This window comes from Escherichia fergusonii ATCC 35469 (assembly GCF_000026225.1).
Taxonomy (GTDB): Bacteria; Pseudomonadota; Gammaproteobacteria; order Enterobacterales; family Enterobacteriaceae; genus Escherichia; species Escherichia fergusonii.
Genome location: NC_011740.1, coordinates 2,170,954 through 2,185,985, shown reverse-complemented (window position 1 = coordinate 2,185,985; position 15,032 = coordinate 2,170,954). Strand labels below are relative to the sequence as shown.

The following is a 15,032-nucleotide window of genomic DNA, read 5'->3' as shown; positions in this document are numbered from 1 at the left end:
TTCCTAACATCCAGGTTATTCAGGTCGCTAAATATATGACTGATCAGTCTCATCAGTGCGTCATTATCGGTATCGCTGGCGCATCGGCTTCCGGCAAGAGTCTTATTGCCAGTACCCTTTATCGTGAACTGCGTGAACAAGTGGGCGATGAACACATCGGCGTTATTCCGGAAGATTGCTACTACAAAGATCAAAGCCATCTGTCGATGGAAGAGCGGGTTAAAACTAATTATGACCATCCCAGCGCGATGGATCATAGCCTGCTTCTTGAACATCTTCAGGCACTTAAACGTGGCTCGGCCATTGACCTGCCGGTTTACAGTTACGTAGAACACACGCGAATGAAAGAAACGGTGAAGGTTGAACCGAAGAAAGTCATCATTCTCGAAGGCATCTTATTGCTGACAGATGCACGGCTGCGTGACGAATTGAATTTCTCTATTTTTGTCGATACTCCGCTGGATATCTGCCTGATGCGCCGCATCAAGCGCGACGTTAATGAGCGTGGTCGTTCGATGGATTCCGTGATGGCGCAATATCAAAAAACTGTGCGCCCGATGTTCCTGCAATTTATTGAACCTTCCAAGCAATATGCGGATATTATCGTGCCGCGCGGCGGGAAAAACCGCATCGCGATCGATATATTGAAAGCAAAAATTAGTCAGTTCTTTGAATAAGTTTTGTGAATTGTGTACCGTTCAGTGATAACCTGGTATGCCCTTGACGCAAAAGGCGTTAAGGGAGTGATGCGCGAAAGGAGAAAGTGCCATGCGTCTGTGTGACCGCGATATTGAAGCCTGGCTTGATGAAGGCCGTTTGTCGATCAACCCACGTCCGCCAGTGGAGCGTATTAATGGCGCGACGGTGGATGTGCGCCTGGGCAATAAATTTCGTACCTTCCGTGGTCACACGGCAGCGTTTATCGATCTGAGCGGCCCCAAAGATGAAGTGAGCGCCGCGCTTGATCGTGTGATGAGCGACGAGATTGTGCTCGACGAGGGTGAAGCGTTTTATCTCCATCCGGGAGAGCTGGCGCTGGCGGTAACGCTGGAGTCAGTAACACTGCCTGCCGATCTGGTTGGCTGGCTGGACGGGCGTTCCTCCCTGGCTCGTCTGGGGCTGATGGTACACGTTACCGCACACCGTATCGATCCAGGCTGGTCTGGCTGCATTGTGCTGGAGTTTTACAACTCTGGTAAACTGCCGCTCGCTTTGCGCCCAGGTATGTTAATTGGTGCGCTGAGCTTTGAGCCGCTTTCCGGCCCGGCGGCACGCCCGTACAACCGCCGCGAAGACGCGAAATATCGCAACCAGCAGGGTGCGGTAGCCAGCCGGATCGATAAAGACTAATTCTGGTCCATTGAGGATACCATGAGACGATTTCTGACCACGCTGATGATTCTCCTGGTCGTGCTGGTGGCGGGTTTTTCTGCGTTAGTACTGCTGGTTAATCCGAATGATTTCCGTGATTACATGGTAAAGCAGGTTGCCGCGCGAAGTGGTTATCAGCTTCAGTTAGATGGTCCTCTGCGCTGGCACGTCTGGCCGCAGCTTAGTATCCTTTCTGGTCGCACAATATTAACGGCACAGGGTGCCAGCCAACCGCTGGTCCGTGCCGATAATATGCGCCTTGATGTGGCCCTCTGGCCTTTGTTAAGTCATCAACTCAGCGTTAAGCAAGTCATGCTCAAAGGGGCAGTGATTCAACTGACACCGGAAACAGAAGCGGTGCGCAGTGAAGATGCCCCGGTAGCGCCGAAAGACAATACATTACCCGATAACGCAGAAGATCGTGGCTGGTCGTTTGATATCGCCAGCCTGCGAGTCAGTGACAGCGTGCTGGTGTTCCAGCATGAAGATGACGAGCAGGTTACGGTGCGTGATATCCGCCTGCAAATGGAGCAGGACTCACAACATCGCGGATCGTTTGAGTTTTCCGGGCGGGTAAATCGCGACCAACGCGATCTCTCTTTATCGCTCAAAGGTACGGTTGATGCCTCTGATTATCCACATGATTTAACGGCAGATATTCAACAGATTGACTGGCAGTTGCAGGGTGCTGATCTGCCGAAGCAGGGGATTCAGGGCCATGGTCAGTTCAGGGCTCAGTGGCAGGAAGCGCAAAAACGTCTCTCTTTTGAACAAATCAATTTAACCGCTAACGACAGTAATCTTACCGGTCAGGCGCAGGTAGCGCTGCTTGAGAAGCCAGAATGGCTGCTCAGATTGCAATTTGCCCAGTTAAATCTGGATAATTTGCTGCCAATGAATGATGTGATGACTACGCAAAATGGCGTTGCTCAACAGGGGCAAAACCAGCCGACGCTGCCACGTCCGGTAATTTCCTCACGCATTGATGAACCCGCGTATCAGGGGCTGAAAGGCTTTGCGGCAGATATTTTGTTGCAGGCCAATAACGTGCGCTGGCGTGGAATGGATTTTGCCGATGTCACTGCGCAAATGACCAACAAGGCGGGGCTGCTGGAGATTATCCAGTTGCAGGGCAAACTTAACCAGGGTGTTGTGTCGTTACCCGGTACGCTGGATGCCACAGCCTCTCATCCGCGTATAGTTTTCCATCCACGACTGGAAAATGTCGAGATTGGCACCATCCTGAATGCCTTTAACTACCCCATCTCACTAACGGGGAAAATGTCGCTGGCGGGGGATTTCTCTGGTGCTGATATTGATGCTAACGCATTCCGCCACACCTGGCAGGGGACGGCGCATGTCGAAATGGCCGATACGCGCATGGAAGGCATGAACTTCCAGCAGATGATCCAACAAGCGGTAGAACGTAATGGTGGTGATGTGAAGGCCGCTGAAAACTTCGATAACGTGACCCGGCTTGATCACTTCTCTACCGATTTGACGCTCGACAATGGCGTTGTGACTCTTGATGACATGCAGGGTGAGTCGCCCATGCTGGCGCTTTCCGGGGCTGGTACGTTGAATCTGGCAGATCAAACCTGCGACACCCAGTTTGATATTCGGGTCGTGGGTGGCTGGAACGGGGAAAGCAAACTGATTGATTTCCTTAAAGAAACTCCGGTTCCTTTGCGGGTTTATGGCAACTGGCAGCAACTTAATTACAGCCTGCAAGTGGACCAGCTGCTACGCAAACATCTCCAGGACGAAGCGAAACGTCGCCTGAATGACTGGGCCGAGCGGAATAAAGATTCCCGCAATGGCAAAGATGTGAAGAAGTTGCTGGAGAAGATGTAAGTTACCAGGTGACCAGTCCTGTAGGCCTGATAAGACGCGTAAAGCGTCGCATCAGGCGTTCGTGGCGGCATCATTATATTCTGAATATATAAGATCGAAGGCTGTTCCGTTCACTTGATGTTCCTCGCTACTATGGAACGCTCAAGCCGGTGAACGTGTCAGGGTGGCTCAATCGCCACCACCCTGGCAACCCGGGCTCCCGGCGGTAAATCGCCGCTGGCGCGGTTCCCTCATCTTATTCCTTTCGGCTATCGGGTACGGGCGCGAGGTAACATATATGGACGCTCCCGGAATGCAATGCTTTCTTCAGTTATGTAATAAAACGGGTAGGTGCAGCCATATATCCGGTTTCTGATGGGATTTTTATCCCGAACCATGATGAAATCCGCCAGGCAGGTACCAATCATCCTCTACGGGCTAACTTGCCCTTGTTACCTCTCGGTGTGTCCTGCCTGCGGTCTTACCTGTTTTGCCATCTTCTGAAGTCACCTGCACCTACCAGGACGTTAACTTTTTTTCAGCACCTCGTCAGATTGACTGACCTTGTGTCAGGCGAGCTGCCGAGGTTGATATTCAGTATTGTGTGACAACATTGACCACATGATCCTCGCTGTTTTTGCCGCCATGGCGACAACAGCTACATTGTAGTGCTTCCGCTCAAGGAGTCCCTGAAGCCAGGAATTCTCCTCAACCGCGCCGTTTCGGTTGACCCAGGCGGTAAGTGCGCGTGCGCCGTGAACCAGCAGGTATCGGAAATATCCATCTCCACGTTTGCTGATCCCTCCCAGTTGCTGTTTCCCGCCGCTGGAATGTTCCTTTGGTGTCAGCCCCAGCCATGAAGCGAACTGCTTTGCGGTACTGAATTGTCGGGCATTACCCACTGCTGCTACCACATAAGTGGCCGTTAGCATGCCAACCCCCGGGATCTTGGCCATTCTCTGGCAGGCTTCCTGCGTTCTATACCAGGAGGCCAGAGCTTCTTCTACCTGTTTAACTTGTTCTTCAAGTTCCCGGATATGTTTAGACTGTCTGTAGATGCTGGTTCTGACAAAGGGAGATAAACCATTTTCGCCATCCTCCAGAATGGCTGGCAGCTCACGTGTTAAATGGCTTTGTCCGGCCGCAATCGTAATACCAAACTCAGCAAGTGTGGCTCTTAAACTATTGGCACAGGCAATCCGCTCACGGATAAGTATTCCCCGTTCAGTGTGTAACGCTAAAACGGCCTGCTGCTCTTCGGTTTTTATCTGAACAAAACGCATATTCGGGCGGGTTACCGCTTCGCAGATTGCTTCAGCATCTGCTGCATCCGTCTTGTTCGTTTTCACATAAGGCTTCACATACTGCGGAGGTATGAGTTTTACCTCATGACCATAGCGGGTGAATAATCGCGCAAAATAATGACTGGATGAGCAGGCTTCCATGCCAATCAGACAAGGTTCCAGTTGAATCACAAACTGAACAAACTTAGCCCGGGTGAGCTTTTTACGCAAAATAGTATGGCCTTCATGATCGACACCATGAAGCTGAAAAACGTTCTTTGCCAGGTCGATACCAAGAGTTGATACTTTCATGTGGACGCTCCTAATTTTTCAGGACGTATTGCAACGATCCAGTCTGGTACTTTGATACCGTAAAATCTGGAGCGTCCATCTCATTATCCCTGTAAAACGCGCCCTCAGCCCACATCCATGTGGGCTGCCCCGGCCTACAGGAAACGATTCGGCGATTTACAGCCGGACCCACACCCCCGCTGTGATGTCCATGTACCACAGACAACGCTTCATTGCTGAAGTTATAAGGCGTTACGCAGCATTGGGTAAAATGGCCGATACCATCACACCTCGTACTCCATCTCGCCATCCTTACGCAGCGGAATAATCTGCACCTTCTGTACGCGATGGCTTTCCACCTGCAACGTTTTAAGCAAATAATCCCCCACCTGAACTTCTTCGCCAGGTTTTGGAATACGCTGTAAATATTCCATCAGCAGCCCGGCAATGGTGTGATATTCACGTTTTTCATCCAGCGGCAGCGGCACATATTGCACCAGATCTTCCAGCGGCATATGACCATTCGCTGTCCAGGAACCGTCGGCATTTTTCTGAATATCATGACGGGCATCGATCTCTTCCACTTCGTTTGGCAAGTTACCTGCAATGGTTTCAGTGACGTCACTTAATGTCACAATCCCTTCCACCGAGCCAAACTCATCCACCACAAAAGCAAAGTGTGTGCGGGCATTACGGAACTGCTCGAGAGCAGGTAACAGCGGCAAGGTTTCCGGGAACACCAGCGGCTGGCGAATCAACACCCGCAGGTTGAGAGGCTCGCCGCGCAGCGATTGTTGTAGCAGGTCGATAACGTGAACGACACCGAGCAAATCTTCTGCATCATCGCCGTCGGTAACGACCAGACGCGTGTGCTGATTTCGCTCCAGCAGCTGGCGGATCTCCTCTTCTGGCGCGTTGAGATCGATATGCTCAATATCGTGGCGTGACGTCATGATGCTGCTGACAGTACGCTGGTTAAGATTAAGTACCCGCTCAATCATCCGCCGTTCCTGCGGATTAAAGATCTGCTGGTTACCATGATCCACCAGCATGGACGCGGTTTCGGCGTCCAGTTCCGCATCTTCTTTTTGCCCGCTAAGCAGGCGCATTACCGCTTCGGTAGTCCGCTGGCGCAGTGTCTGGTTAGCGGAAAGAAAACGTCGCCGGTTAAAGATAGCCAACTGATTGAGCGCCTCGATCATCACCGAGAAACCAATGGCAGCATACAGATAGCCTTTCGGAATGACGAAGCCGAAACCTTCCGCCACCAGGCTAAAGCCAATCATCAACAGGAAACTTAGGCAGAGAATAACGATCGTCGGGTGGCTATTAACGAACTGGGTTAACGGCTTGCTTGCCATCAGCATCAGGCTGATAGCGATAACGACGGCGGCCATCATTACCAGTAAATGGTCGACCATCCCGACGGCGGTAATCACCGAGTCGAGTGAGAAGATGGCGTCCAGCACCACAATTTGCGTCACCACGCCCCAGAACTTCGCACCTTTGCGTTGCGTGGGGTTATTGCTGTCTTTCCCCTCCAGCCGTTCGTTCAACTCCATCGTGGCTTTGAACAACAGGAAGAACCCACCAAACAGCATGATTAAGTCGCGGGCGCTAAAGGTAAACGAGCGGAAGCTGAACAGTGGTTGAGTCAGGGTGACCAGCCAGGAGATTGACGCCAGCAGTAACAGGCGCATTAACATTGCCAGCAGCAGCCCGGTAACCCGTGCGCGGTCGCGCTGCTTCGGCGGTAGTTTTTCGGCGAGGATGGCAATAAAGACCAGGTTATCAATGCCGAGGACCAGTTCGATCACAATCAGCGTGATTAACCCGGCCCAGATAGACGGATCGGCAATCCATTCCATAGTAAGTACAAAACCTATTCGTTGTATGACAAATGTCACAATTCGATCATGGATAAATCAGGGAAAAAATGCAATGTCACAGCACTTTTTATCTGACTTTATTTGAGGGCTATAACATCGCATTATCCCTGAATTAAAAGTGGCAATAATAAAACATTATTTAAGAAATATCGCATATGGAGGCACTATATTAATTATTGTCAACCTAAAGAAACTCCTAAAAACCATATTGAATGACACTTAATATAATTCTTAAAAATAGCCAATTGCCGAATTGTTACCTTGCCTGCTATTCCGTTAGCTGTAACACTTCCTCCTGCATTATTGGAAGCCAATATTCAATTACCATAATGCCACCTTATATCTGGAAAATTAATTCACGGAATAACGCTTTTTCATAATCGACTGCATGATGAAAGAGTTAGAAAATCTAAACTAAATCAGTGTATTGGTAGCTAAAAAGCCAGGGGCGGTAGCGTGTCTGGACGCCTGAAAGACCAGTCTGAATTATTCTGTCAATAGCCTGCGGATGAAATCAATTTTTTTAGGACTGATGCCAGTTAAATTTTTATTCAATTAACTGCAAGGTAAATGTGCATGGCAACATTGCTATTAATAGTGCACAGGATAATTACTCTGCCAAAGTGATAAATAAACAATGATGAAATCCAAAATGAAATTGATACCATTATTGGTGTCAGTAACCTTGATAAGCGGTTGCACAGTACTTCCGGGCAGCAATATGTCGACGATGGGTAAAGACGTCATCAAACAGCAGGATGCTGATTTCGATCTCGACAAAATGGTGAATGTTTATCCGCTGACCCCGCGCCTGATTGATCAATTACGCCCACGCCCGAACGTCGCGCGCCCCAATATGACGCTGGAAAGCGAGATTGCCAATTATCAATATCGTGTCGGGCCGGGCGACGTTCTTAATGTCACCGTCTGGGATCACCCGGAACTCACCACGCCAGCTGGTCAGTACCGCAGCTCCAGCGACACCGGTAACTGGGTACAGCCTGACGGCACCATGTTCTACCCGTATATTGGCAAGGTTCACGTAGTGGGGAAAACGCTCGCTGAAATCCGCAGTGATATTACCGGGCGCTTAGCGACGTACATCGCTGACCCGCAGGTGGACGTTAATATCGCCGCCTTCCGCTCACAAAAGGCCTATATCTCCGGTCAGGTGAATAAATCCGGTCAACAGGCGATCACCAACGTACCACTGACCATTCTCGATGCCATCAACGCCGCAGGTGGCCTGACCGACACCGCTGACTGGCGCAACGTGGTGCTAACACACAATGGTCGTGAAGAACGCATTTCTTTGCAGGCGCTGATGCAAAACGGCGACCTCAATCAGAACCGACTGCTTTATCCTGGCGATATTCTCTACGTGCCGCGTAATGATGATCTGAAAGTATTTGTGATGGGTGAAGTGAAAAAACAGAGCACCCTGAAAATGGACTTTAGCGGTATGACCCTGACTGAAGCCCTGGGCAATGCTGAAGGCATCGACATGACCACCTCCAACGCCAGCGGCATCTTTGTCATTCGTCCGCTGAAAGGCGAGGGCGGGCGTAACGGCAAGATTGCCAATATCTATCAGCTGGATATGTCCGATGCCACGTCGCTGGTGATGGCGACAGAATTCCGCCTGCAGCCTTATGACGTGGTGTATGTCACCACCGCCCCGGTTTCCCGCTGGAACCGTCTGATCAATCAGTTGCTGCCAACTATTAGCGGTGTCCGTTACATGACGGATACAGCCAGCGACATTCATAACTGGTAATCGTCATGTTTAACAACATCTTAGTTGTCTGTGTCGGCAATATTTGCCGTTCCCCGACGGCGGAACGCTTACTGCAACGTTATCACCCTGAGCTGAAAGTGGAGTCCGCTGGACTCGGTGCGCTGGTCGGTAAGGGCGCTGACCCTACCGCTATCAGCGTCGCCGCAGAACATCAACTGTCTCTGGAAGGTCACTGTGCCCGTCAAATCAGCCGCAGCCTGTGTCGCAACTACGACCTGATTTTGACCATGGAAAAGCGCCATATCGAACGCTTATGCGAGATGGCACCTGAGATGCGCGGCAAAGTGATGCTGTTTGGTCACTGGGATAACGAATGTGAAATCCCCGATCCGTATCGCAAAAGCCGGGAAACGTTTGCAGCGGTGTACACATTACTTGAACGGTCTGCCCGCCAGTGGGCGCAGGCATTGAACGCAGAGCAGGTATAACAATGACAGAAAAAGTAAAACAACATGCCGCTCCGGTAACGGGCAGTGATGAAATCGATATTGGTCGCCTGGTCGGCACCGTCATTGAAGCGCGCTGGTGGGTAATTGGCATCACCGCCGTATTCGCCCTCTGTGCTGTGGTTTACACCTTCTTCGCTACGCCGATATACAGCGCCGACGCACTGGTACAAATCGAGCAAAGCAGCGGCAATTCGTTAGTGCAGGATATCGGCTCGGCGTTAGCCAACAAGCCGCCAGCATCGGACGCCGAGATCCAGTTGATTCGCTCGCGTCTGGTGCTCGGTAAAACGGTGGACGATCTCGACCTCGATATTGCTGTGAGCAAAAACACGTTCCCGATTTTCGGTGCGGGCTGGGATCGCCTGATGGGACGCCAGAACGAGACGGTGAAAGTGACCACCTTTAACCGCCCGAAAGAGATGGCGGATCAGGTGTTTACGCTTAATGTGCTTGATGACAAAAACTACACTTTGAGCAGCGACGGCGGCTTTAGCGCTCGTGGGCAAGCGGGTCAGATGCTGAAAAAAGAAGGCGTCACGCTGATGGTTGAAGCTATTCACGCCAGCCAGGGCAGTGAGTTTACCGTCACTAAATACTCCACGCTGGGGATGATCAATCAACTGCAAAACAGCCTGACGGTAACAGAGAATGGCAAAGACGCTGGCGTACTGAGCCTGACTTATACCGGTGAAGATCGCGAACAGATCCGCGACATTCTTAACAGTATCGCCCGTAACTATCAGGAACAAAATATTGAGCGCAAATCGGCGGAAGCGTCGAAAAGCCTCGCCTTCCTCGCGCAACAGTTACCAGAAGTACGCAGCCGCCTTGATGTTGCTGAAAACAAACTGAATGCCTTCCGTCAGGATAAAGATTCTGTTGATCTGCCGCTGGAAGCGAAAGCGGTGCTTGATTCAATGGTGAACATCGACGCGCAGTTGAACGAACTGACCTTTAAAGAGGCGGAAATCTCCAAGTTGTACACCAAAGCTCACCCGGCGTACCGCACGCTGCTGGAGAAACGTCAGGCGCTGGAAGAAGAGAAAGCCAAACTTAACGGTCGCGTAACGGCGATGCCGAAGACTCAGCAGGAAATTGTGCGTCTGACGCGCGATGTCGAGTCTGGTCAGCAAGTCTATATGCAACTGCTGAATAAAGAGCAGGAGCTGAAAATCACCGAAGCCAGCACCGTCGGCGATGTGCGCATTGTTGACCCGGCAATCACCCAGCCTGGCGTGCTAAAACCGAAGAAAGGGCTGATTATCCTCGGCGCAATTATCCTCGGCCTGATGCTCTCTATCGTGGGTGTGCTGCTGCGCTCGTTGTTTAATCGCGGCATCGAAAGCCCGCAGGTGCTGGAAGAACACGGCATCAGCGTCTATGCCAGCATCCCGCTGTCGGAATGGCAAAAAGCGCGCGATAGCGTCAAAACCATCAAAGGGGTTAAACGCTATAAACAGAGCCAGCTACTGGCGGTGGGGAATCCAACCGATCTGGCGATTGAAGCCATCCGCAGTCTGCGTACCAGTCTGCACTTCGCGATGATGCAGGCGCAGAACAATGTGTTGATGATGACCGGGGTTAGCCCGTCAATCGGTAAAACCTTTGTCTGCGCTAACCTGGCGGCGGTGATCAGTCAGACCAATAAACGGGTGTTGTTGATCGACTGCGATATGCGCAAAGGCTACACCCACGAGCTGTTGGGCACCAATAACGTCAATGGCCTGTCGGAAATTCTGATTGGTCAGGGCGATATTACTACCGCTGCTAAACCGACCTCTATTGCCAAATTTGACCTGATCCCGCGCGGCCAGGTGCCGCCAAATCCTTCTGAACTGTTGATGAGCGAACGCTTTACCGAACTGGTGAACTGGGCGAGTAAAAACTACGACCTGGTGTTGATTGATACGCCGCCGATTCTGGCTGTGACCGATGCCGCAATTGTCGGGCGTCACGTCGGAACCACGTTAATGGTGGCGCGTTATGCGGTCAACACCTTGAAAGAAGTGGAAACCAGTCTGAGCCGCTTTGAGCAAAACGGAATTCCGGTGAAAGGGGTGATTCTGAACTCTATCTTTCGCCGCGCCAGCGCGTATCAGGATTATGGCTATTACGAATACGAATATAAGTCGGACGCGAAATAACGAGATCCGCTGTCGGATGCGATGCTGACGCATCTTATCCGACCTACGTTCACGCCGCATCCGGCAACAGAACCTGTAAACCAGCTTATAAACCGGCAGAACATCTCGATACTCCGGGAGAACAACCTATGAAAGACAATCCGCTGATCTCAATCTATATGCCGACCTGGAACCGCCAACAACTGGCGATTCGGGCGATAAAATCGGTCCTGCGCCAGGACTACAGCAACTGGGAGATGATTATCGTGGATGATTGCTCCACCTCCTGGGAACAGTTGCAACAGTACGTCACCGCCCTCAACGATTCGCGCATTACGTACATTCACAACGACATTAACAGCGGGGCGTGCGCGGTACGTAACCAGGCGATTATGCTGGCGCAAGGGGAATACATCACCGGGATCGATGACGATGATGAATGGACACCCAACCGCCTGAGCGTCTTCCTCGCCCATAAACAGCAACTGGTCACACATGCGTTCTTGTACGCCAACGACTACGTTTGCCAGGGCGAAGTTTATTCCCAACCGGCAAGCTTGCCGCTGTATCCCAAATCGCCGTATTCACGCCGCCTGTTCTACAAACGCAATATCATTGGTAATCAGGTGTTCAGCTGGGCGTGGCGTTTCAAAGAGTGCTTGTTCGATACCGAACTGAAAGCGGCACAGGATTACGACATCTTCCTGCGAATGGTGGTGGAGTACGGCGAACCGTGGAAAGTGGAAGAGGCGACGCAGATCCTGCATATCAATCACGGCGAAATGCAGATCACCTCGTCACCGAAAAAATTCTCCGGGTACTTCCACTTTTATCGTAAGCACAAAGACAAATTCGACCGCGCCAGCAAAAAATATCAGTTGTTTACCCTCTACCAGATCCGCAATAAACGCATGACCTGGCGCACCTTGTTGACGCTGCTGTCGGTGCGTAACGGCAAACGTCTGGCTGATGGAATTCGGGGGCGCTAAAGATGCTGGAAGATCTGCGCGCCAACAGCTGGAGTTTACGCCCGTGCTGCATGGTTCTTGCCTATCGCGTTGCTCATTTTTGTTCAGTGTGGCGCAAAAAAAACGTCCTCAACAATCTGTGGGCGGCCCCGCTGTTGATGCTGTATCGCATTATCACCGAATGCTTTTTCGGTTATGAAATCCAGGCCGCCGCGACCATTGGCCGACGCTTTACTATCCATCACGGCTATGCCGTAGTGATCAATAAAAACGTGGTAGCGGGGGATGATTTCACCATTCGCCACGGTGTCACTATCGGCAATCGTGGTGCCGATAACATGGCATGTCCACACATTGGCAACGGCGTCGAGCTTGGTGCCAACGTCATTATTCTCGGCGATATCATGATTGGTAATAACGTCACCGTGGGCGCGGGCAGCGTGGTGCTCGACTCTGTCCCGGACAACGCGCTGGTGGTGGGAGAAAAAGCGCGAGTGAAGGTAATTAAATGAATATTCTGCAATTTAATGTGCGACTGGCGGAAGGCGGGGCGGCAGGTGTGGCGTTAGATCTCCACCAGCGCGCGCTGCAACAGGGGCTGGCGTCACATTTTGTCTACGGCTACGGCAAAGGCGGCAAAGAGAGCGTCAGCCATCAGAACTATCCGCAGGTCATCAAACATACGCCGCGGATGACCGCGATGGCGAACATGGCCCTGTTTCGTCTGTTTAATCGCGATCTGTTCGGCAACTTCAATGAGTTATATCGCACCATTACTCGCACACCGGGACCGGTAGTCCTGCATTTTCATGTGCTGCACAGCTACTGGTTGAATCTTAAGAGCGTGGTGCGCTTTTGCGAAAAGGTGAAAAACCACAAACCGGATGTCACTTTGGTCTGGACACTGCACGATCACTGGAGCGTTACCGGACGCTGCGCTTTTACCGACGGTTGCGAAGGCTGGAAAACGGGCTGTCAGAAATGCCCGACCTTAAATAACTATCCGCCGGTGAAGATTGATCGCGCACACCAGCTGGTGGCGGGCAAACGCCAGTTATTCCGTGAGATGCTAGCACTGGGCTGTCAGTTTATTTCCCCCAGCCAGCATGTGGCTGACGCTTTCAATAGCCTGTACGGTCCAGGGCGTTGCCGGATTATCAATAATGGCATTGATATGGCAACCGAAGCGATTCTGGCGGACCTGCCTCCGGTGCGCGAAACTCAGGGCAAGCCGAAAATCGCAGTGGTGGCGCATGACCTGCGTTACGACGGCAAAACTAACCAGCAACTGGTGCGCGAGATGATGGCGCTGGGTGACAAAATAGAACTGCATACCTTTGGTAAGTTTTCACCGTTCACCGCTGGTAACGTTGTTAATCACGGCTTTGAAACTGACAAGCGCAAGTTGATGAGCGCGCTTAATCAGATGGATGCGCTGGTGTTCAGTTCTCGCGTCGATAACTACCCGCTGATTTTGTGTGAGGCGTTATCAATTGGTGTGCCGGTGATTGCCACCCATAGTGATGCGGCGCGGGAAGTGCTGCAAAAATCCGGCGGTAAAACCGTCAGCGAAGAAGAGGTGCTGCAACTGGTGCAGTTAAGCAAACCGGAAATCGCGCAGGCGATATTTGGTACCACGCTGGCTGAGTTCAGCCAGCGCAGCCGCGCCGCCTACAGTGGACAACAGATGCTGGAGGAGTATGTCAACTTCTATCAGAATCTGTAGCTACCTGCTGCTGCCGCTGATTTACCTGCTGGTTAACGTCAAAATCGCCCAGCTTGGCGAAAGTTTCCCCATCACCATCGTCACTTTTTTACCTGTCTTGTTACTGCTGTTTTTAGAGCGCATCAGCGTTAAAAAATTGATGATTGCCTTAGGGATTGGCGCGGGACTCACGGCGTTTAACTACTTGTTTGGTCAGTCGTTGGATGCCAGTAAATACGTCACTTCAACCATGCTGTTTGTCTATATTGTGATCATTATTGGCATGGTGTGGAGTATTCGCTTTAAAACGATTTCGCCACACAACCATCGCAAGATATTACGTTTCTTTTATCTGGTGGTCGGGCTGGTGGTGGCGCTGGCGGCGGTGGAGATGGCGCAAATTATCCTCACTGGCGGCAGCAGTATTATGGAGTCGATTTCGAAATATCTGATTTACAGCAACAGTTATGTGCTGAATTTCATTAAATTCGGCGGCAAGCGCACGACAGCACTTTATTTCGAACCGGCATTTTTCGCTCTGGCATTAATCTCAATTTGGCTCAGTATCAAACAGTTTGGTATCAAAACGCCTAAAACCGATGCTATGATTCTCGCAGGGATAATATTATCCGGATCGTTTTCAGGGGTTATGACCTTTATCCTGTTTTATTTGTTGGAGTGGGCGTTTCAATATCTGAATAAAGAGGCGATTAAGAAAAAGTTACCGTTAGCATTGATTTCTCTGGCTGTATTCCTGGTTGGTGTGGTAATCGCGTTTCCTTATATTTCCACCCGCTTGGGCGATTTAGGTACGGAAGGATCGTCATCGTATTATCGTATTGTCGGTCCACTGGTGATGGTCGGTTATTCTTTGAGCCATATTGACGGTGTAGTCAGATTTGGCTCACTTTATGAATATGTCGCATCATTCGGAATATTTAACGGTGCGGATGTCGGAAAAACCATAGACAATGGTTTGTATCTGCTGATTATTTATTTTTCCTGGTTCGCAGTGCTTTTATCACTGTGGTATATGGGGAAAGTGATAAAAATGATGATCAACGCTTTTGGTGATAATCGCAATTTTCGTGTGCAGCTCTATCTTTTTACTCCGGTGTCGCTGTTTTTTACCGGTTCGATATTTAGCCCGGAATATGCATTTTTAATCGTCTGTCCATTTATTTTGCGAAAAGCGTTAAATATACACCCTAAATAATTCGAGTTGCAGGAAGTTGGTGACGCAGCGAATCCCCAGGAGCGTACACGAGTACGTGACTGGGGTGAGCGAGGAAAACCAACGCACATGCAGCTTGAAGTATGAC

Annotated in this window: 12 protein-coding genes; 10 read left to right on the top strand and 2 right to left on the bottom strand. The window is 50.8% G+C overall.

Annotated features, from left to right (window positions below):
* The first annotated feature begins 35 nt into the window (after positions 1–35).
* From udk to asmA, 3 genes are all read left to right on the top strand, one after another.
* Positions 36–677, top strand: a complete 642-nt coding sequence (udk, locus tag EFER_RS10825) for a uridine kinase (RefSeq protein WP_000132077.1) — start codon at positions 36–38, stop codon at positions 675–677.
* Between the two features lie 91 nt (positions 678–768).
* Positions 769–1,350 (top strand): dCTP deaminase, encoded by a 582-nt coding sequence (gene dcd, locus EFER_RS10820; RefSeq protein WP_001234767.1) that lies wholly within the window; start codon positions 769–771, stop codon positions 1,348–1,350.
* A gap of 21 nt (positions 1,351–1,371) precedes the next feature.
* Positions 1,372–3,225, top strand: coding sequence for an outer membrane assembly protein AsmA (gene asmA / locus EFER_RS10815; RefSeq protein ID WP_001252280.1), 1,854 nt, complete (start codon positions 1,372–1,374; stop codon positions 3,223–3,225).
* Between the two features lie 548 nt (positions 3,226–3,773).
* Here asmA and EFER_RS10810 read toward each other — a convergent pair.
* Together EFER_RS10810 and EFER_RS10805 are read right to left on the bottom strand one after the other, a co-directional pair.
* Complete coding sequence (locus EFER_RS10810; RefSeq protein WP_000868863.1) at positions 3,774–4,799, bottom strand: IS110 family RNA-guided transposase; 1,026 nt, start codon at positions 4,797–4,799, stop codon at positions 3,774–3,776.
* 263 nt (positions 4,800–5,062) lie between these two features.
* Positions 5,063–6,646, bottom strand: coding sequence for a TerC family protein (locus tag EFER_RS10805; RefSeq protein WP_000454701.1), 1,584 nt, complete (start codon positions 6,644–6,646; stop codon positions 5,063–5,065).
* Between the two features lie 658 nt (positions 6,647–7,304).
* Between EFER_RS10805 and wza the strand changes: the two genes are divergently transcribed.
* The 7 genes from wza to wcaD all read left to right on the top strand — a co-directional run bounded on the left by wza (position 7,305) and on the right by wcaD (position 14,926).
* Positions 7,305–8,444 (top strand): polysaccharide export protein Wza, encoded by a 1,140-nt coding sequence (wza, locus tag EFER_RS10800; protein ID WP_000978069.1) that lies wholly within the window; start codon positions 7,305–7,307, stop codon positions 8,442–8,444.
* 5 nt (positions 8,445–8,449) lie between these two features.
* Positions 8,450–8,893: a low molecular weight protein-tyrosine-phosphatase Wzb gene (wzb, locus tag EFER_RS10795; protein WP_000482918.1), complete on the top strand. Its 444-nt coding sequence runs from the start codon at positions 8,450–8,452 to the stop codon at positions 8,891–8,893.
* A 2-nt stretch (positions 8,894–8,895) separates the two neighbouring features.
* Entirely contained in the window at positions 8,896–11,058 is a 2,163-nt protein-coding gene (gene wzc, locus EFER_RS10790) for a tyrosine-protein kinase Wzc (protein WP_000137160.1), read from the top strand.
* Between the two features lie 128 nt (positions 11,059–11,186).
* Positions 11,187–12,026 (top strand): colanic acid biosynthesis glycosyltransferase WcaA, encoded by an 840-nt coding sequence (wcaA, locus tag EFER_RS10785; RefSeq protein ID WP_000654512.1) that lies wholly within the window; start codon positions 11,187–11,189, stop codon positions 12,024–12,026.
* A gap of 2 nt (positions 12,027–12,028) precedes the next feature.
* Positions 12,029–12,517 (top strand): colanic acid biosynthesis acetyltransferase WcaB, encoded by a 489-nt coding sequence (gene wcaB, locus EFER_RS10780; RefSeq protein ID WP_000888731.1) that lies wholly within the window; start codon positions 12,029–12,031, stop codon positions 12,515–12,517.
* Positions 12,514–13,731: a colanic acid biosynthesis glycosyltransferase WcaC gene (wcaC, locus tag EFER_RS10775; protein ID WP_001023949.1), complete on the top strand. Its 1,218-nt coding sequence runs from the start codon at positions 12,514–12,516 to the stop codon at positions 13,729–13,731. The genes wcaB and wcaC overlap by 4 nt, the downstream gene beginning before the upstream one ends.
* The gene (gene wcaD / locus EFER_RS10770) at positions 13,706–14,926 is read left to right on the top strand and encodes a colanic acid polymerase WcaD (protein WP_000107805.1); all 1,221 of its coding nucleotides are present in this window, start codon (positions 13,706–13,708) and stop codon (positions 14,924–14,926) included. Before wcaC ends, wcaD begins: the two co-directional genes overlap by 26 nt.
* Positions 14,927–15,032 lie beyond the last annotated feature (106 nt).

Excerpts from the sequence above, each read along its gene's own strand:
- wcaC (WP_001023949.1), top strand. The coding sequence starts at position 12,514 with ATGAATATTCTGCAATTTAATGTGCGACTGGCGGAAGGCGGGGCGGCA.
- udk (WP_000132077.1), top strand. The coding sequence starts at position 36 with ATGACTGATCAGTCTCATCAGTGCGTCATTATCGGTATCGCTGGCGCA.
- EFER_RS10810 (WP_000868863.1), bottom strand. The coding sequence starts at position 4,799 with ATGAAAGTATCAACTCTTGGTATCGACCTGGCAAAGAACGTTTTTCAG.
- wzc (WP_000137160.1), top strand. The coding sequence starts at position 8,896 with ATGACAGAAAAAGTAAAACAACATGCCGCTCCGGTAACGGGCAGTGAT.
- wcaD (WP_000107805.1), top strand. The coding sequence starts at position 13,706 with ATGTCAACTTCTATCAGAATCTGTAGCTACCTGCTGCTGCCGCTGATT.
- wzb (WP_000482918.1), top strand. The coding sequence starts at position 8,450 with ATGTTTAACAACATCTTAGTTGTCTGTGTCGGCAATATTTGCCGTTCC.
- dcd (WP_001234767.1), top strand. The coding sequence starts at position 769 with ATGCGTCTGTGTGACCGCGATATTGAAGCCTGGCTTGATGAAGGCCGT.
- wza (WP_000978069.1), top strand. The coding sequence starts at position 7,305 with ATGATGAAATCCAAAATGAAATTGATACCATTATTGGTGTCAGTAACC.
- EFER_RS10805 (WP_000454701.1), bottom strand. The coding sequence starts at position 6,646 with ATGGAATGGATTGCCGATCCGTCTATCTGGGCCGGGTTAATCACGCTG.
- wcaA (WP_000654512.1), top strand. The coding sequence starts at position 11,187 with ATGAAAGACAATCCGCTGATCTCAATCTATATGCCGACCTGGAACCGC.
- wcaB (WP_000888731.1), top strand. The coding sequence starts at position 12,029 with ATGCTGGAAGATCTGCGCGCCAACAGCTGGAGTTTACGCCCGTGCTGC.
- asmA (WP_001252280.1), top strand. The coding sequence starts at position 1,372 with ATGAGACGATTTCTGACCACGCTGATGATTCTCCTGGTCGTGCTGGTG.